Below are 16,575 nucleotides of genomic sequence, written 5' to 3' on the forward strand. Positions count from 1 at the left end.
ACGTATCCCGGTTAGATTTGACTGCTCTTCGCGATGACAAAAGGCTTCCGCGTGTCGCCCATCAAGGTGACTCCCCGGGACAAGTGCACGTCCTTATCCATAATGACATTTTCTATCACTGCATTGTCTTCAATTACACATTTCTGCATGAGGATGGAGTTGGAGATGCGGGCGCCTTTGCCGATCTGGACCCCGCGGAACAAAATGCTGTTCTCGACCTGCCCGGCAATTGTGCAGCCGTTCGCAACCAGTGAGTTCTTAACTTCCGCATTCTCTGTGTACCGGGTCGGCACCTCGTATTTGATCTTCGTGCTGATCGGCTGATCGCGGAACAGCTCTGTGTAGTTCTCCCTGTTCAGCAGATCCATGCTGTTGGCAAAATAGCTTTCCACAGAGTTAATGACTGCATGATAGCCGTCGTACGCATAGGCGCCTATTTTGAGACGGTCCCGGTTCTCCTGGATGGCGTCACGGAAGAACTGGTTCTTGCCGTGGGCAATACAGTCCTTGACCAGCTCCAGATACTTGTATTTATCAATAATGAACATCTCAATATAAATATTAGAGTGGTCGAGCTCCTTGTGAATGTCCGTCACCTGCCCCTGCTCATCCACGTCGATTCTGAGGCAGGCCTCGTGCTCGGGCCGCAGCTCCTCCACTTTCTTGTACACAAGCGTAACGTCATTGCCGCTGCTGATATGCTGCTTGTAAACCTCCCTCAGATCTACCTTGCTGATATGCCGGCTTCCCGAATGCACCATATGACTGCCGGAGCTGCGGTGGAAGAAATCCATATTGTTGTGCACATGCTGAAGGTCACCCAGCGAGGTATCTGTCGGATCGTTCCAGTCTGGCGGCAAAATAAACAATCCGCCGTGATTCCGGTCCAAATCCCAGGATTTCCCCTCCCCCAAATGGTCCATGAGCGAGCGGTATTTGCGCCGTACAAATAAGGCGATATCCACGATCCCGGCATTCGTCATATTCGAAAGGATAAAATCAATCAGCCGGTAGCGGCCGGCGAAAGGAACCGCAGCCCCGCACCGGAAGTAAGTCAATTCATTCAATTGATCCAGCTCATCATCCAGATTAATGACGCCAATCAGCTCTTTCATGGGTTGGTCACTTCCCTTCCGCGCCCGGAGCGGGCTGCATAGTCTTCTTCCGAATTCACAAGGACGATCTCGTCGCCGCTATCAGATCCGATGACCGTTCCGTCCTCGATCACGATATTTTCATTGATGATAGCTTTATTGATTCGGACATTGCGCCCGATCTTTACTTTCGGGTGAATAATCGAATCCTTGATGACGCTTCCCTCGCCGACCTCAACGCCGTAGAACAGAATGGAATGAATAACTTCCCCGTGCACGACACAGCCCTCGTTAATCATGCAATTGTTCAGCTTGGCGCCCGGAGCAATAAACTCGGCAGGCTGGTTAGGACTTCTCGTATAGATCCGCCAGCTTGGATCGTTTAATTTCAATTTCGGCTCGTCGCACAAGAGATCCATATTTGCTTCCCACAAGCTCTGAATCGTCCCCACATCCTTCCAGTATCCTTTGAAAGGGTAGGCGTACAGCTTCATGCTGTTCTCAAGCATCAGAGGAATGATATCCTTCCCAAAGTCGAACGAAGAGGAGGCCTTGTTCTCATCCTCGATCAGATGGCGCCGGAGAACATCCCATTTGAACAAGTAAATGCCCATGGATGCCAGCGTGCTCTTCGGCTGCTTCGGCTTCTCTTCAAATTCATAAATGCTGAGGTCATCATTTGTATTCAAGATGCCGAACCGCGTCGCTTCTTCTACCGTCACGTCAATGACGGAAATGGTGCAGTCCGCATCTTTTTCCTTATGAAACCGAAGCATTTCGTTATAATCCATTTTATAAATATGGTCCCCTGAAAGGACAAGGACATGCTCAGGATTGAACTGCTCGATAAAATTCAAATTCCGGTAAATGGCATCCGCCGTTCCCTGGTACCAGCTGCTGCCGTTCTCCCTTTCATGCGGAGGCAGCACGAACACCCCGCCCCCTCTGCGGTCCAGATCCCAGTCGCTTCCGACCCCAATGTAGGAATGGAGCACAAGAGGTTCGTACTGGGTCAATACGCCAACGGTATCAATCCCTGAGTGCGTACAGTTGCTGAGCGGAAAATCGATAATCCGGTATGTGCCTCCAAAATAAACTGCAGGCTTGGCAAGAGATTTGGTCAGCCCTTTCAGGCGTTTTCCCTGTCCGCCCGCAAGCAGCATAGCTACGACTTCTTTCTTCATTCTGACAGCGCCTCCTCCAGCATCTATTCATCCTAACCGGTCAATCCGTAAAGTCTCTTAGCAAGACACAAACCAGCCAATCAGCCGGGCTCAAGAGCCAGCCAAATGAATTGAATAATGATGTTTAACCTTTATTGCGCCTTATTAATCTGCAAGGAAAAGTACAGCTATTGAGAGCATACTAGAATGGAAGTTATATTCGGCAGCAAGCCCAAATATACTCGTGATAGAGGACAAGAATGACAATCGTATCGGAGTGTGCGTAAACGATGAATACCACGGCAGTTCTCAAACGTTTCTCCCTGATCCTTCCTTTCTGCGTCTTGGCAGCCTGCCTGGTAGTCATACTGCCTAAACTGCATAATATGGCGGGGAATGAATATCTTAGCACTTTTAAAATTTACTTCTTGAGTATATTTCTCGAAGCGGTGCCATTTCTCCTGTTTGGTGCGCTCGCTTCCTCTCTGTTTCATCTTCTGATTCCTGAAGATTTTCTGGGACGGAGATGGCCGAAGAATCCGCTTGCAGGTATCGCGGCAGCCTGTCTGCTCGGCGCCGTATTCCCAATCTGCGAATGCGGGATGATTCCGCTGGTCAAACGGATGGTTCAGAAGGGAATGCCGGCTTACGCGGCTGCCGTATTTCTGCTGTCAGGCCCGGTTGTCAATCCCATTGTGTTCGGAGCGACCGCCATTGCATTCGAAGGCCATCCGGAGATGGTATATGCAAGGCTCGGCGCCGCTCTGTTTGTGGCTGTGTCAGCCGGATTCATCCTGTCTGCTGCTGTCCGCAGCAATCCGCTCAAACATACGCTTGCCGGTCATTCCGGGCATCTTCATGACGAGATCAAGTTGTTTAGAAGGAACTATCCCCTGCGCAGAAAGACCGCCGCCCTGTTCCAGCACGCCGCTGATGACTTCCTTGACGCCGGCAAGTATCTGCTGCTTGGCTGTCTTCTGACCGCAGCCCTGCAGACGTTTGTAGCCCGTGATACGCTGGCGGCGGCCGGAGCCGGGCCGGTATCCTCGTACGCCTTGATGATGGGGCTCGGTTTTGTTCTTTCGCTCTGTTCCACTTCGGATGCCTTTGTGGCCTCAACGTTCATGCATACCTTCTCTCATGGAGCTCTGCTGTCCTTTCTCGTACTCGGACCTATGCTGGATTTCAAAAATGTGCTGATGCTCCTGTCGGCCTTCAAAGCTAGATTTGTGATCGCCCTGGTGCTCATCGTCCCTCCACTTGTCTTCACAGCCTGCTTCCTTGTAGAACGCTACTTTATTACCTAATACAATTTATGACTGGATGGAGGTCCGTTATGAACAGGTCCGTGTCGCCCAGAATCCATTACGGCATACAAGCAGCCCTTCTGTTTGGCTTAGCCTTGTTTACAGGAGCTCTTGTAAAAACAAACTCGCTGCATGATTATCTGGCTCCCCGCACGGAAAAATGGATGTTCTGGTGCCCGGTGCTGCTCGGGCTGATGGCCGTCTTTACAGCCTATAGAACGATCGCGCCCGATGACGACCCGGTATGCGGCTGCAGCCATGAAGCCCCCAAATCGCTCCTGAGCAAAATGTTCGTCTACGGGCTGTTTATCCTGCCGCTCGGCCTGGGCATCCTGCTGCCGGACCGGGCGCTTGGCAGCAGCGCTGCTGCAGCCAAAGGCTTTTCCTATACTGTACCTCTGCTGGACGAACATGTGAGCAAAGACCTTGCTTCCTCAGCGTTCCAATCCGGCCTGCTTCGGCAGGAGTCAGGTCCCGGCAAGGCTTTCCTGGCTCCCGGAAATAAGAATACGGAGCTTGCGCAGCTCGCGGAGCTTCTGTACGCTGAACCGGTGATCGAAGTGAACCCGGACATTTACGCGGAAACGTTAGCCGCAATTGAGCTGTTCAAGCAGGAGTTTGCCGGAAGAACGATTGCTCTGACCGGGTTCGTGTATAAGGATAAATCCATCGGCCAAAACGGACAGGAGTTTGCCGTGGGCCGCTTCCTCGTGCTGTGCTGCACCGCCGACGCCCTTCCCTTTGGTGTTAGTATCCAGCTTCCCGCCGGCATGGCCTCCCCCGAGCAGGACGCCTGGGTCAGGGTAACGGGTACCCTCAAGGCGGATACAGGAGGACAGGAAGGGCTGATCATTGATGCAGCCCGCGTCGTCCAGGTTAACCAGCCAGCCGTTCCCTATGTGTATTCCGACGAAAATTCCCACGCTGATGCGGTGTCTGCGCTAATCCAGAAGGAGAATGCCCAGTAAGCCGGCGGCCGCTTCTTTAAGGTCGTTAAGGTCGTTAAGATCGTTAAGGTCGTTAAGTTCTTTAAGGCTCTTAATGCGCCGAACTGCTGACTTTGCCGGATTGGCTGCCGGCTTTGTTCAGCATTTCTTCTCTTGAGAGCTTGCGGGCTTCAATCCACTTGAGCTGCCCGCGGTCCATCTCGACAACGGTAAACTGATAATTCTTCGAGCTGACCTTTCCTCCCGTTACCAGGTCATATTTGCGGGTCAGCATCCAGCCGCCCAGTGTATGTGCTTCACCGGATTCCAGGCCTGCGTGCAGACGGTTGTTAATTTCATGCAGGGGAGCCTTGGCACTGATCCGGTATAAGCCGTCCTCCAGCTTCACCACGTCTTCTTCCTGCTGAACCTCGCCTGGCTCGTCGTCGATTTCGCCAACGATGCTCTCCAGAATATCCTCGATCGTCACAATGCCAGTGGTTCCTCCGAATTCGTCCTGCAGAACCGCCATCTTGATGCCTTCCTTCTGCATTTTAAGCAGCAGGCTTTGGGCGCGGATAGTATCAATCACCTGAATGATCGGCTTGGCGTAATCTCCGGCCGGCTCAGAACCGCTTACTTTGCCTCTTAAAAATAACCCCTGCAGCTCCCGCGTATCCAGGAGTCCCACGATTCTGTCCTTGTCCCGGTCAATCGTCACCGGGTAGTACGCATATCTTGAACTGTCCTCAAACTTCACGAACTCATCCAGCCGCATATCTCTGGGAACGGCTTCAATTTCTGTTCTCGGAACCATAATTCCCTGTACGGCCAAATTATCCAGCTCAAAAATATTATTCAAATACCGGTATTCAAACGGATTAATTTGTCCGCTCTTGTACCCTTCCGACAGCGCAAGCCGAAGCTCGGCTTCCGTCTGTATCGTCTCATGCTCGCCAGCGGGCTTCACGCCGAACCAGCCGGTAATGAGGCGCGAGGAGCGGCTCAGGAACCAGTTGATCGGATAAGTCAGCTTGTAGAATACGATCAGCGGACGGCTGAAGAACATGGCCATCGGCTCAGCAAGCTGGATCGCAAACGATTTAGGCACCAGCTCGCCCACCACCACTTCAAAGAAGGTCAGGAGCATAAACGCGATCAGAAAGGAGGCCACCGCTTCGATTGAAGCCGGTACATGCAGCAGCTCAAACAGCGGCGCCAGCAGGTGCTCAATGGTGGATTCGCCGATCCAGCCAAGCGCCAGCGCAGTCAGCGTATTACCGAGCTGACAGGCGGACAGATATTCGTCCAGCTTGCTGAGAATACTTTGAACCGCCGCCGCTTTCTTGTTCCCCGCAGCAGCCAGCTGGTCAATCCGCGATATCCGCACGCGGATAACCGAATATTCGGATGCCACAAAGAATGCGGTACATAAAATAAGCAGTATAACCGTAATCAGTTTGATGATATCCATAAGCTCTCCCCGGGCTGGACCAGCGGACAATCCGCGGACAATTAACGGACAGTCCGTCTTCCCCGGGGACACACCTCCCGTCATTCAGAACTTCTGTTTCTTACCATTACCCGCTTCTAAGCGGTTAACAACGTTCAGCCTGTAAATGACACCTGTAATTGACAGTTGTACTCCCACCGGGTCTATAGTAAGATTTACCATGATTTAATGAACATGACGTATAACGTTAATTTTAGCTTTTACATAAAGACCGGAGGACTGAACCCATGCGACCCCTATTCAGCCGGCTCCAGGGAAACAGCCGGGGATGCCTGGCCTTTGAGCCGTTATTCTTAATTCCTTACAGCATGTTCTCTACCTATGCCACCCTGTACATGTACGAGCAGGGCTTAACCGAGACGGCAATCGGCTGGGTTACGACCATCGGCTTGATCGTCCAGGTGTTCTCTTCTTTAATCAGCGGCTACCTGACCGACAGGATGGGCCGGAAGGCAGCGATTCTGTATTTCGATCTGCTGAGCTGGACCCTTGCCACCCTTCTGTGGGCCGTCTCGCACAATCTCTGGATCTTCCTGGCCGCAGCCCTGCTGAACGGATTTCAGCGTGTTCCCAATACCGCTTTCTACTGCCTGATCGTTGAGGACTCTAAGCCGTCCGACAGGACCTACGTCTTCACGCTGCTGCAGATTATCGGCGTCATCGGCGGGCTCTTTGCCCCGCTTGGCGGCCTGCTGGTCGCGCACTACGGACTTGTACCCGGCGTACGTATCATGTATGTGCTGGCCTGCGTGATGATGACCATCCAGTTTGTCGGGCGTCATTTAACCACTCAGGAGACGGAGATCGGGCTCCGCAAAATGAAGGAAACGAGGGAGCTTGGATTTAAGGAGATTCTGCTGGATTACTGGCAGTCGGTCGGGGAAATTTTCCGCAACAGAAGCCTGCTGCTGATCTTCGGCGTGTATATTCTGTTTAATTTTCAGTCCACGCTCAAAACGACGTACCTGTCCCTGTATCTCGCGGATTATCTGCACATCGGCAGCGGCATCATTTCCCTGTTCCCGGCCGTCTCCTCCGCGGTGATGCTGCTTGCTTTGTGGCTGATTATGCCAAAAATATCCTCCTCAGCTGAAACCCGGGCCATGACGGCAGGCTTCTGGCTGTCCGTTCTGTCGAACGTCATGCTTGTCCTTTATCCAACAGGCAATCTGTATTGGGTAGGACTCAGCACCGTGCTGGCGGCTGTGGGGCTGATGATCAGCTCGCCTTATCTGGAGGCCGCCGTTCAAAATGCGATTGACGATGAGAAGCGGGCCAAAATGTTCTCGATGCTGTCTGTATTCATCCTGCTGCTGACTTCCCCTGCGGGCATTATCGGCGGATGGGCCTATGAAATCGATCCCCGCATTCCGTTGTGGCTGGTGACCGCTGCCTTTGCAGGCTCGGCTCTGCTGATCCTCCTGTACCGCAGAAGAACAGCCTCCGGCCAAAACGGATGAAGGCGAATGAAAAACTTTAACGTACCGGAAGCCCGGTCCTGACAATAAAGAAACCGTTCCATAGATGTAATGGAAGTGTGATCCGCCATTACATTTTAGGAACGGTTTTTTCCGTTTCTGTATTTATTTATTCGGCGACTCGAAGACCTACAATGACCAGATCCCTTTCGATTCCGTCCATGTTGGCGACTCTTGGCAGATGGCCCCACTTTTCAAAACCGAACTTGGAGAGCAGCCGCAGGCTAGGCTCATTATGGCCGAATACAAAACCCAGCAGCGTATGTACGCCGATCTCCGGACATTTATCGACCGCATGCTGAACAAGAATACTGCCAAGTCCTTTAGAACGATACTCTTCCGCTATGTAGATGCTAATCTCCGCAGTTCCCAAATAGGCCGGCCGCCCGTAAAAAGACTGAAAGCTCAGCCAAGCGGCGATCTTCCCGTCAATCTCCATCACCCACAGCGGGCGGTGCTCCGGGCTGTGCTCTTCATACCAGGGAATCCGGCTCTCCGTAGTAATAAGCTCCAAATCGGCGGTTACCTGGCGGCCTGCAATGGTGGAATTGTAAATCTCCACAATCCGGCTCAAATCGCTTCTTTCGGCATCTTTAATGGTGTAATTGATTTCAGGCATCCCTCGTATCCTCCACTTCAGTTGAACAAACAGGCAGTGCTTAGGCAGGCCTGTCTCTATTTTTATTAAATATCCTCAATATAACACAAAAAAATCTATGTGCATCAGGAAAGTTTGAGCGGAGGCGCAGCGGGTCATAATAAAGCGTGCACGTCTATTTCTTAGAAGGAGGCAGAACAATGACCACTCAAGACCCGGATGAGCTGCTGAAGATCAAACAGGAAATGACCCAGCAGAAGCAGGAATTTGCTAACTTTGCAAGAAGCGTTATGGAAAAAGGGGAGGCTCCGGCTGGACAAGAATTCAGCCATGACCGCCAGGATGACGACCAAAACCGCATGAAGTCCGTTGAGAACCGTATGGATTGACCTGCCGCAGCCGTTTAGCCGTATCAAATAATAAACAGCAAGCCGGAATGCCCACACGGGATGTGGACCGGCTTGCTGTTTTTAGTTACTCTGCTTCATCTTGCGCAGCGTCTTATTAATCCATATGGCCGCAACAGCCCCGTCGCCCATCGCAGCGGTAACCAGCTCCGAATGAACACCGAGGTCACCCGCCGCCCAGACATTCTCGATGTTTGTCATCTTCGAACGGGGATCGGCCTCAACATGGCGGTTGTGGTGAAGCTTAATGCCTAGCTGCTCCGCAAGCTCTGACCGCACATGATTGCGGCCAAACGCAATAAAGGCGCGTTCAGCCTCCAGCAAGGCCCCGTCATCAAGGAGAACTCCCTGAATATAGCCGTCCTTCTCATGGAGAATTTCCTCTACGGCCTGCTCCATGTACCGGATGCCCGCCTTATGCATCAGCCGGTGGTTCTGTTCATCCACATGCTCTTTCTCATGGTTGATATAGACCAGGCTCTTTGCCCTTTCCGCCAGAAGCAGCGCCATGTGGGCTCCAGGATTACCCGAACCGATAACCAGGGTCCTTTTGCCGTGTATTTCGTACCCGTCGCAGTCCGGGCATACATAGACGCTCCTGCCAAAAGCCGGCTCCAGGCCTGGAATATCCGGGCAGCGGTCCACGATTCCGGTCGCCAAGAGCAGGGTTCGTGCCGCATAGCTTTCCCCGCTTGCTCCGGTCAGCCGGAATCCCTCTTCTTCCTTCACAGCGCGGACAATGGCATCGTCTGCAAATGTAACGCCAAAGCTTTCCGCCTGTTGTCTTCCCCTGCTTCTGAGCTCTTGTCCGGACACTCCCTCCGGAAAGCCCAATATATTATGATATTCACGGCACAGCGTGGATCTTCCTTCCCCGGAATCCACTACCAGGATCTGGTGCACCGTATAACGGCCCAGCTGTATGGCCGCCTGCAGGCCCGCAATTCCCCCTCCTACAATGATGCAATCATAGATCATCTCTTTGTCCCTCTCTCCTGTTTATATCCGGTCAAATATTGTATTTATACACTCTCGCCTCGTATGGCCGAAGCTTCAGCTTGCTGAATTGTTCGCCCGGCACCGGTTCATAGTTGGAAATCAGCAGTTCGATTGCCTTGTCCTTAAACTCCGAAGGAAGCTCACAGACAGGCTCCCCGTCAAAGAAATTTAAAATCACCAGAATGCCCTCTTCCTCCACCGTCCGGGTATAAGCATAAATCTCCGTATGGAGCGGAAGCAGGAGCTTGTATTCGCCGTATACAATGACCTTATGCTGCTTGCGCAGCGCGATCAGCCTGCGATAATAGTGATAGATGGAATTCGGGTCCTTATGGGCCTCAGCTACGTTAATCTCTTTATAGTTGCTGTTAACCTTAATCCACGGCTTGCCGGTTGTGAATCCGGCATTCTCCGTCGCATCCCACTGCATGGGCGTTCTGGCGTTATCCCGGCTCTTCCGCTTGATCATTGCCATCAGCTCATTCTCCGGAACACCGGCCAGCTTCCGCTCCTGATACAAATTGAGCGTCTCCACATCGCGGTAATCAGTAATGGAGCTGAAATCCGCATTTGTCATCCCGATTTCTTCACCCTGGTAGATGTAAGGCGTCCCCTCGAGCGTGTGAATAAAGGTGGCCAGCATTTTGGCCGAAACAACGCGGTATTCCTTGTCGTTGCCAAACCGGCTGACCGAACGGGGCTGATCATGGTTATTCCAGTAGTTCGCGTTCCAGCCGGAGTTGTGCAGCACCGTCTGCCACAAGCTCATGACCTTCTTCAAGTCCAGCAGGTTCCAGGGCTTGTAGTCCCATTTTCCGCTGCCCGGCGAGACCGCATCGAGAAACATATGCTCAAACTGGAACACCATGTTCAGCTCGCGCCGCGTATCCCCAACGTAGTCCAGAGCCTGCTCCGGTCCAAGCCCCGAGGTTTCCCCGACGGTCATAATATCGTAGAAATACAGCACTTTATCATTCAGGTTCTGCAGCAGGGTGTGGACTTTCTCCAAATTGGAGAACAGCTCGTAAGCGCGCACCGTTTTAGTATTGCTCAGATTAACTGCATCGGGCAGCCCCTGGGCCTTTACGATATGGGCGATTGCGTCGAAACGGAATCCGTCGACTCCTTTTTTCAGCCACCAGTGCACCATGTTGTGCAGCTCTTCAATAACGGTTTCATTTTCCCAGTTCAGATCGGGCTGGTGTTTGGAGTATAAATGCAGATAATATTCATCCGTCTTATCGTCGTATTCCCAGACGGAGCCGCTGAAGTAAGATTCCCAGTTGTTCGGGGGACCGTCGTTTTTCCCCTTGCGCCAAATATAATAATCGCGTTTCGGATTGTCTTTAGAAGAGGCGGATTCTATAAACCATGGGTGCTCATCGGAAGTATGATTCAGAACCAGGTCCATCATCAGCTTCATGCCCCGTGCGTGAACCTCCCGCAGCAGCCGGTCGAAATCCTCCATTGTCCCGAACTCATCCATAATTGCACAGTAATCACTAATATCGTAACCATTATCATGGTTTGGAGATTTATAAATGGGACACACCCAGATGACGTCGACGCCAAGCTCCTTCAGGTAATCCAGTTTGGAAGTAATCCCGCGCAGATCGCCAATGCCGTCGCCGTTTGTGTCCTTGAAGCTGACCGGATAAATCTGATAAACGACACTTTCCTTCCACCATCTCTCTTTCATGCTGCTTCCTCCTCCTAACCGCAGGACCGGTTCCGATCTACCTGCTCTCCGGCCCTTCTCATCATGTCTTCTAAAGTACCATTGTTTGCATCCTTCTATATTTTTAACCATTCCCGCAAGCAATTAACGATGCCTGATTATTTCCCCCTCTTCCCCAGCAAAAAAAACCGGGGAGGACAACGCCTTCCCGGCTCAGCTCTCCAGCCTGTCTTCAGATGAAGCCAAGCTTATATAGACAGTACTCATCTACTCCACGTATATCATCTTCCGGGTCATTCCGCCGTCGACGACCAGATTCACGCCGGTCACAAAATCATTATCCGGGGAAGTCAAATACATGCAGGCACGTGCGATATCATCGGCCCGGCCGACACGTCCTGCCGGATGCTGCTGATGATCCTCGGGGCGAAGCGCCTCATAATCCCCGTTCTCAATCCAGCCGGGGCTGATGCAGTTGACCGTAACTCCATTTGGTCCCAGGGAAACAGCCAGTGCATGGGTTAAAGCCACGATTGCTCCTTTGGAAGCCGCATAAGCTTCACTGTTCGGCTCAGACATGAGCGCCCGGGTTGAGGCCAGATTGACGATCGAGCCTCCGCCTGAGCCGATCATATATTTGGCGGCTTCGCGCGCGCAGAGGAAGCATCCCCGCACATTGGTATTCATGACGTGATCCCATTCTTCCAGCTCAAGCTCAAGCGGCGGCTTCCAGATGCCAAGTCCGGCATTGTTGATCAGAATATCCAGACTGCCGTGCTCTTCAGCCGCCTGCTTCATCAGGTCCCGCACCTCTGCTTCAGACTTCACATTGCAGGCAATAAACGCTGCGGTTCCCCCTTCCTGCCGGATTGCCGCAGCCGCTGCGGCGCCCAGCTCGGCGTTGGTATCAGCCAGCACCACCCTCGCGCCGGCCCGGGCATAGGCTTCGGCGACGCCTTTTCCAATCCCTTGAGCGGCTCCTGTAACGACGACTGTCTTATTCTCAAATGTCATATCTTCGCCTCCTGCTGCTTATTTTCTCCGGGTTTCAAACAAACCTTGTACCAGGGACAACCCGCTTATTACGCCAAAGAAGAAACGGCCTTCATACCGGGTCACTTCCGAGTACCAGGGAAGCTTCGGCAGCTCCACAACCTGAGCTGCTACTGCATAAATAAACAGAATGAAGCAGGGGGCAAACAGCGCAAGCAGCAGCGGCTTGTGAGGTTTGAACCGGCCCGGAAGCCCGAGCAGCAGGCTCAGACAGGCGCCGAGCACCAAGGCATAGGCCGTCTCTCCAAGGATGGCAAAATTTTTATCAGCGGTAACATTCGTTCTATGCTTCATTTGTTCCAGCCAGCCGTTGCCGTAATAGAGCAGAAGCACTGCCGCTGCGATCCAGATCAAAAAATAGAAATACCCTTTATTGCTTCTCAACTTCGCTCTCCTCCAAGTCCTAGCCGGAAACGGTTCTCCTAGACGTCATCGAGCTTTAGAACCATATGGATATCTTCCGGCTCAAGGGCAAACAGCTCCTGATCGATTTCGTCTGCCGGCACACTGCCGGAATGCCGGTAGAAATGAACCGCTGATTCCGTCTCCGTTGATGAAATGTACAAATAACGGGCTCCCCGGCGCACCGCTTCCTTCTTAATCTCATCCATGATTCTTCTGCCCAGCCCCATCCGCCGGTGCGAGCGGGTCACATACATCAGGTCCAGCTGCAGCCGGTCCCTGTCCTTGCCGCGAAACTTGTGAGCAAGCACTCCAAAACCAACGAGAAGGCCATCCTCAAACGCCCCGAATGCCTTCCCGCCAGCCTGCAGCTCTTCCTCATAACGCTGCTTCAGTTTCTGGAGAGACGCCTCGTCCCATGTGCCGCATTCGTGTCCGGCTTCGCTTTCCTCTACTCCGGATGCGGTCTGGCGATAGATTTTCCCAATATATTCCGAACGGTCAATCTGGGACAGCAGCGCGGATTCCTCCAGTTTCATTTCTCTTACTATGATCATACCAGCAATCCTCCTGCATCTTACGAAGAATTAAACTTGCGTCCCTGGCCTCCTTCAGCGGGAATAGGGTCTATGTATGCTTGATGCCCTATTAATCATAACATTTTTGCAAGATTTCCAGAACCAGGATAATCGAAAATGCCTCTCCGCACAAAAAACAAACCGGACGGTATCCGCCCGGTTTGCCGGCTGGCAGCCTGACCGCTGCCCCTTGTTTAGAAGTTAAAGTTATCCGGATCCGAGCCGACTCTTTCATTCCTGTTCAGCTCGTCAATCGCTTTCATATCGCTGTCCGACAGCTCAAAGTCGAAGATAGAAGCATTTTCAATAATCCGCTCATTCTTAACCGATTTCGGGATCGTCACGACCTGATGCTGCACATCCCAGCGCAGTACAATCTGGGCCGGCGTCTTGCCGTAACTGGCCGCAATCCTGCCGATTACTTCGTCCTTCAGAATGTGCCCCTGAGCAAGCGGTGACCAGGCTTCCAGCTGGATTCCCTTGGCAGGCGCGTATTCACGCAGCTCCGGCTGGGACAAATACGGATGAAACTCGATTTGATCCACGGCAGGAACAACCGAAGCCTCTGCCAGCAGATCCTCAAGGTGATGCACATGAAAATTGCTTACGCCAATGGCCCGGACTCTGCCGTCCTTATATATTTTCTCAAGCGCTCTCCAGGTATCTTTGTATTTGCCTTTGACAGGCCAGTGAACCAGATAAAGATCCAGATAGTCGAGCCCCAGCCTGCTCATCGTTGAATCAAATGCATCCAGCGTGCTTTGGTACCCCTGATCGGGATTCCACACTTTGGAGGTAATGAACAGTTCATCACGGGCGATTCCGAACTCCTGAACCGCTTCCCTGACGGCTTGTCCAACGCCTTCTTCATTCCTGTAAGCAGATGCAGTATCAATACTGCGGTAACCATGTTTAACAGCGGCTTTAACCGATTCTACCACTTCGTCGCCTTCTTTGACTTTAAACACCCCGAGTCCAAGCCAGGGCATTTCAACTCCATTGTTTAAGGTAACTCTGTCCTGCAGTGAATTAGGCATTCTATGATCCTCCTTCAAATCGGTTTCTTGTCCTATTATGAACCTTTTTATTTCTAAAGTGAAGCGGCCGTCCGGAACGCCCGGCACACCGGAGAAACTAGGAATACCCGAACACCATGAACACCGGGAAATACCGGGAACGCAGGCTTACCCTGAATAAACACCCAGCTTGTCATCCGGAATATTCAGAAATACGGTAACCAAATTCTCGTCAAACTGCTTGGCGCATCCTTGCTTCAATCTGCTTCTAGCTTCTATCAGAACTTCCCTGCTGTTTGTATGTATAGCAATTTCCTGAAGCATATGGTCAAAAGCATCGGCAATCCTGCAAATCCGGGCATATAAAGGGATATCCTCACCTCTCAAGCGATCCGGATATCCGGTCCCGTCCCATCTCTCATGATGCGATCTGACGGTCTTCGCAATAGAAGGATCAAGCCCGCTGATGCCGGACACAATCAAATCTCCCAGCACTGCATGCAGCTCAAGCGTCTTTCTCTCCTTCTCATTCAGCGGCTGCGGCTTGGCCAGAATACCGTCCGGCATCATGACCTTTCCGACATCGTGAAGAAAGCATCCTCTTCTAAGGTTCTCCAGCTCTCTTTCGGATAATTGCAGGCCGCGTCCGAGAAGATCAGCAAAGGCTGCCACCCTGAAGCCATGTGAGAAAATATCCGGGCTTTCGTTCCGCATCCTCCTGATCCAGTACAATGAATCAGTTTCTTCCAGCGCAGTCCCTCCAGGGGTTATATCCTCCTTTTCTTTCACGTTTCTCCTTTCCCTCCATAATTCATTTTTTTCTCCTTTTTATAAGTTTTCCAAAACCATCCATCATTATAGGTCAAATATCCTGCACAGATCAAACGCTGCCAAATGATCGGGATGATTGAAAAAAAAGAAGAGGTTCCATTACCGGTTCTCCGTAAGGGCGCCTCTTTCTAGTCTGCACAGTTTTAAGTTTTTTTATCGATTTTGATCCGCCTGTCCTTCAGCCAGCTTCGCCAGCCGCTTGTTGAACGTGGCGCGCCAGCTGTCCGATAAGGCTGGGACTTCGAGCACCTTCCGGATTCCGTTTAAATCTGACTTATTCCGGTACTTCACTTGGTTCGCATAAGCAATGCTGACGCCAAGGCTGTCCTTCTCCAATCTCGTCAGGCCGTCCCGCTTGCTGACAAAGCCCGGCTTAAGCACCCGGAAATAAAAGCCCGTGTAGCCGGTCTGCTCGACATAAGCTGTAAATTCAGGAAGCTGATGATAAACGCCGATTTTGTAGCAGGGCTGCCGCGGCTGGCTGACCTGTACCACAGCTTCTCCCCATTCAAAAATATCGCCGATCCTCACATCCTCCTCGGTCAAGCCTTCCAGCGTCACATTCTCTCCGAACGCGCCTGGCGGGAACTTGCGGTTAAGACGCTTCTCCCAGTAAGGATAATGCTCGTAGCAATAAACACAAACGGCTTTGTCCACGCCTCCATGATTGACGGTGTCTCCCTGACCGTCTCCTTCCAGATTGACAGCTGACAGATAAATGCGTTCCTCCGTCGGCACTTTGCCAAACCCGGACATGACTTCCTTCGAATGTCCCTGCAGCAGCACGGGTCTGCCGATATTCAGCGATTGCAAACGATACTGCTCGCTCATTTAGTCCGCCTCTTCCCGATTACGATTAGTAACAGCTATAATGCACTATTATATCACTTCGAGGAAAGACTGGCTGCTGTTCAGGCAATCCTGCTTGAGGCGCTGGCGGGCGCGGTACAGCACGATTTTATAGCGCGACAGCTTCATTCCCATCATCTCCGACGCCTCCCGGTAGGAGTAGCCGTGAATATCATAAAGAATGATGGCTTCCTGCTGCTGCGCCGGTAGACGGCCGAGCCTTTCGTACAAATCCTCTTTGTTCTCCGAGCTCATCAGCCGCGCCTCCGGCGTATCGAGATCCGGCAGCGAACGGAAATAATCCGAATCGTACATTTTCATCCGGCTGTCTTTCCGGGTTTTGTCGATAAAAGCATGGTAAGCCACCCGGATCAGCCACGGCTTCACCTTGTCATTCTTCGTCTGGTCCAAATGTATAAATGCGCGGTAAAAGGTCTCCTGCATCAGGTCTTCTGCTGTAAAGTGGTCTTTGCATAAACCCAGTAAATAACGGTAAACATCCATCTGATATTCCCTGTAAACATTATCCAGACTGTCAGATTTCATTTCTTTGCCTCCTCTGATCCAATCCGGGCGCCAGGCTGGCGCCGCAAACCTGAAATCACACAGGTCTGCATTTATTATGCCAATCAGAGCTTTCTGTACCGCTAAGAAATTATAAAGAATTTATTAAGATTCACTTT

17 protein-coding genes are annotated in these 16,575 nt (G+C 51.9%); 4 read left to right on the forward strand and 13 right to left on the reverse strand.

Features of this window, described 5'->3' with window-relative positions; translation table 11 throughout:
- Positions 1 to 11 precede the first annotated feature (11 nt).
- Entirely contained in the window at positions 12 to 1,115 is a 1,104-nt protein-coding gene (gene glgD / locus FCN15_RS04900; RefSeq protein WP_138493846.1) for a glucose-1-phosphate adenylyltransferase subunit GlgD, read from the reverse strand.
- Positions 1,112 to 2,278 (reverse strand): glucose-1-phosphate adenylyltransferase, encoded by a 1,167-nt coding sequence (locus FCN15_RS04905; protein ID WP_138493847.1) that lies wholly within the window; start codon positions 2,276 to 2,278, stop codon positions 1,112 to 1,114. Before FCN15_RS04905 ends, glgD begins: the two co-directional genes overlap by 4 nt.
- Positions 2,279 to 2,685: 407 nt before the next feature.
- On the opposite strand from FCN15_RS04905, the gene FCN15_RS04910 reads away from it, so the two are divergent.
- Together FCN15_RS04910 and FCN15_RS04915 are read left to right on the forward strand one after the other, a co-directional pair.
- On the forward strand, positions 2,686 to 3,564 hold the full coding sequence (locus FCN15_RS04910; RefSeq protein ID WP_162515290.1) for a permease: 879 nt from the start codon (positions 2,686 to 2,688) through the stop codon (positions 3,562 to 3,564).
- A 29-nt stretch (positions 3,565 to 3,593) separates the two neighbouring features.
- On the forward strand, positions 3,594 to 4,532 hold the full coding sequence (locus FCN15_RS04915) for a TIGR03943 family putative permease subunit (protein ID WP_162515291.1): 939 nt from the start codon (positions 3,594 to 3,596) through the stop codon (positions 4,530 to 4,532).
- A 70-nt stretch (positions 4,533 to 4,602) separates the two neighbouring features.
- On the opposite strand, the gene FCN15_RS04920 is transcribed toward FCN15_RS04915, so the two are convergent.
- Positions 4,603 to 6,048, reverse strand: a complete 1,446-nt coding sequence (locus FCN15_RS04920) for a hemolysin family protein (protein ID WP_238996515.1) — start codon at positions 6,046 to 6,048, stop codon at positions 4,603 to 4,605.
- A gap of 182 nt (positions 6,049 to 6,230) precedes the next feature.
- Here FCN15_RS04920 and FCN15_RS04925 point away from each other — a divergent pair, with 182 nt between their 5' ends.
- Complete coding sequence (locus FCN15_RS04925) at positions 6,231 to 7,463, forward strand: MFS transporter (RefSeq protein ID WP_138493851.1); 1,233 nt, start codon at positions 6,231 to 6,233, stop codon at positions 7,461 to 7,463.
- A gap of 127 nt (positions 7,464 to 7,590) precedes the next feature.
- Here FCN15_RS04925 and FCN15_RS04930 read toward each other — a convergent pair whose 3' ends face one another.
- A complete protein-coding gene (locus tag FCN15_RS04930; RefSeq protein ID WP_138493852.1) occupies positions 7,591 to 8,100 on the reverse strand; it encodes a GNAT family N-acetyltransferase in 510 nt (169 codons plus the stop codon).
- Between the two features lie 179 nt (positions 8,101 to 8,279).
- On the opposite strand from FCN15_RS04930, the gene FCN15_RS04935 reads away from it, so the two are divergent.
- Positions 8,280 to 8,468 (forward strand): hypothetical protein, encoded by a 189-nt coding sequence (locus FCN15_RS04935; protein ID WP_138493853.1) that lies wholly within the window; start codon positions 8,280 to 8,282, stop codon positions 8,466 to 8,468.
- Positions 8,469 to 8,549: 81 nt separating this feature from the next.
- Here FCN15_RS04935 and FCN15_RS04940 read toward each other — a convergent pair whose 3' ends face one another.
- From FCN15_RS04940 to FCN15_RS04980, 9 genes are all read right to left on the reverse strand, one after another.
- Entirely contained in the window at positions 8,550 to 9,464 is a 915-nt protein-coding gene (locus FCN15_RS04940; RefSeq protein WP_138493854.1) for an NAD(P)/FAD-dependent oxidoreductase, read from the reverse strand.
- A gap of 31 nt (positions 9,465 to 9,495) precedes the next feature.
- Positions 9,496 to 11,184, reverse strand: a complete 1,689-nt coding sequence (locus tag FCN15_RS04945; protein WP_138493855.1) for a glycoside hydrolase family 13 protein — start codon at positions 11,182 to 11,184, stop codon at positions 9,496 to 9,498.
- Positions 11,185 to 11,430: 246 nt separating this feature from the next.
- On the reverse strand, positions 11,431 to 12,177 hold the full coding sequence (locus FCN15_RS04950) for an SDR family NAD(P)-dependent oxidoreductase (protein ID WP_138493856.1): 747 nt from the start codon (positions 12,175 to 12,177) through the stop codon (positions 11,431 to 11,433).
- An 18-nt stretch (positions 12,178 to 12,195) separates the two neighbouring features.
- Complete coding sequence (locus tag FCN15_RS04955; RefSeq protein ID WP_138493857.1) at positions 12,196 to 12,600, reverse strand: hypothetical protein; 405 nt, start codon at positions 12,598 to 12,600, stop codon at positions 12,196 to 12,198.
- A 38-nt stretch (positions 12,601 to 12,638) separates the two neighbouring features.
- The gene (locus FCN15_RS04960; protein ID WP_138493858.1) at positions 12,639 to 13,175 is read right to left on the reverse strand and encodes a GNAT family N-acetyltransferase; all 537 of its coding nucleotides are present in this window, start codon (positions 13,173 to 13,175) and stop codon (positions 12,639 to 12,641) included.
- Between the two features lie 215 nt (positions 13,176 to 13,390).
- On the reverse strand, positions 13,391 to 14,233 hold the full coding sequence (locus tag FCN15_RS04965; protein ID WP_138493859.1) for an aldo/keto reductase: 843 nt from the start codon (positions 14,231 to 14,233) through the stop codon (positions 13,391 to 13,393).
- Positions 14,234 to 14,380: 147 nt separating this feature from the next.
- A complete protein-coding gene (locus FCN15_RS04970; protein WP_138493860.1) occupies positions 14,381 to 14,926 on the reverse strand; it encodes an HD-GYP domain-containing protein in 546 nt (181 codons plus the stop codon).
- A gap of 270 nt (positions 14,927 to 15,196) precedes the next feature.
- Positions 15,197 to 15,874 (reverse strand): MOSC domain-containing protein, encoded by a 678-nt coding sequence (locus FCN15_RS04975; protein ID WP_138493861.1) that lies wholly within the window; start codon positions 15,872 to 15,874, stop codon positions 15,197 to 15,199.
- Between the two features lie 48 nt (positions 15,875 to 15,922).
- On the reverse strand, positions 15,923 to 16,438 hold the full coding sequence (locus FCN15_RS04980) for a sigma-70 family RNA polymerase sigma factor (RefSeq protein WP_138493862.1): 516 nt from the start codon (positions 16,436 to 16,438) through the stop codon (positions 15,923 to 15,925).
- Positions 16,439 to 16,575: the final 137 nt, after the last annotated feature.

This window comes from Paenibacillus pinistramenti, assembly GCF_005869875.1.
In the GTDB taxonomy this organism is placed as follows: Bacteria; Bacillota; Bacilli; order Paenibacillales; family Paenibacillaceae; genus Fontibacillus; species Fontibacillus pinistramenti.

Coding starts and splice junctions, on each gene's coding strand:
- glgD (WP_138493846.1), bottom strand. CDS start 1,115: ATGAAAGAGCTGATTGGCGTCATTAATCTGGATGATGAGCTGGATCAA.
- FCN15_RS04905 (WP_138493847.1), bottom strand. CDS start 2,278: ATGAAGAAAGAAGTCGTAGCTATGCTGCTTGCGGGCGGACAGGGAAAA.
- FCN15_RS04915 (WP_162515291.1), top strand. CDS start 3,594: ATGAACAGGTCCGTGTCGCCCAGAATCCATTACGGCATACAAGCAGCC.
- FCN15_RS04920 (WP_238996515.1), bottom strand. CDS start 6,048: ATGACGGGAGGTGTGTCCCCGGGGAAGACGGACTGTCCGTTAATTGTC.
- FCN15_RS04925 (WP_138493851.1), top strand. CDS start 6,231: ATGCGACCCCTATTCAGCCGGCTCCAGGGAAACAGCCGGGGATGCCTG.
- FCN15_RS04930 (WP_138493852.1), bottom strand. CDS start 8,100: ATGCCTGAAATCAATTACACCATTAAAGATGCCGAAAGAAGCGATTTG.
- FCN15_RS04935 (WP_138493853.1), top strand. CDS start 8,280: ATGACCACTCAAGACCCGGATGAGCTGCTGAAGATCAAACAGGAAATG.
- FCN15_RS04940 (WP_138493854.1), bottom strand. CDS start 9,464: ATGATCTATGATTGCATCATTGTAGGAGGGGGAATTGCGGGCCTGCAG.
- FCN15_RS04945 (WP_138493855.1), bottom strand. CDS start 11,184: ATGAAAGAGAGATGGTGGAAGGAAAGTGTCGTTTATCAGATTTATCCG.
- FCN15_RS04950 (WP_138493856.1), bottom strand. CDS start 12,177: ATGACATTTGAGAATAAGACAGTCGTCGTTACAGGAGCCGCTCAAGGG.
- FCN15_RS04960 (WP_138493858.1), bottom strand. CDS start 13,175: ATGATCATAGTAAGAGAAATGAAACTGGAGGAATCCGCGCTGCTGTCC.
- FCN15_RS04965 (WP_138493859.1), bottom strand. CDS start 14,233: ATGCCTAATTCACTGCAGGACAGAGTTACCTTAAACAATGGAGTTGAA.
- FCN15_RS04970 (WP_138493860.1), bottom strand. CDS start 14,926: ATGCGGAACGAAAGCCCGGATATTTTCTCACATGGCTTCAGGGTGGCA.
- FCN15_RS04975 (WP_138493861.1), bottom strand. CDS start 15,874: ATGAGCGAGCAGTATCGTTTGCAATCGCTGAATATCGGCAGACCCGTG.
- FCN15_RS04980 (WP_138493862.1), bottom strand. CDS start 16,438: ATGAAATCTGACAGTCTGGATAATGTTTACAGGGAATATCAGATGGAT.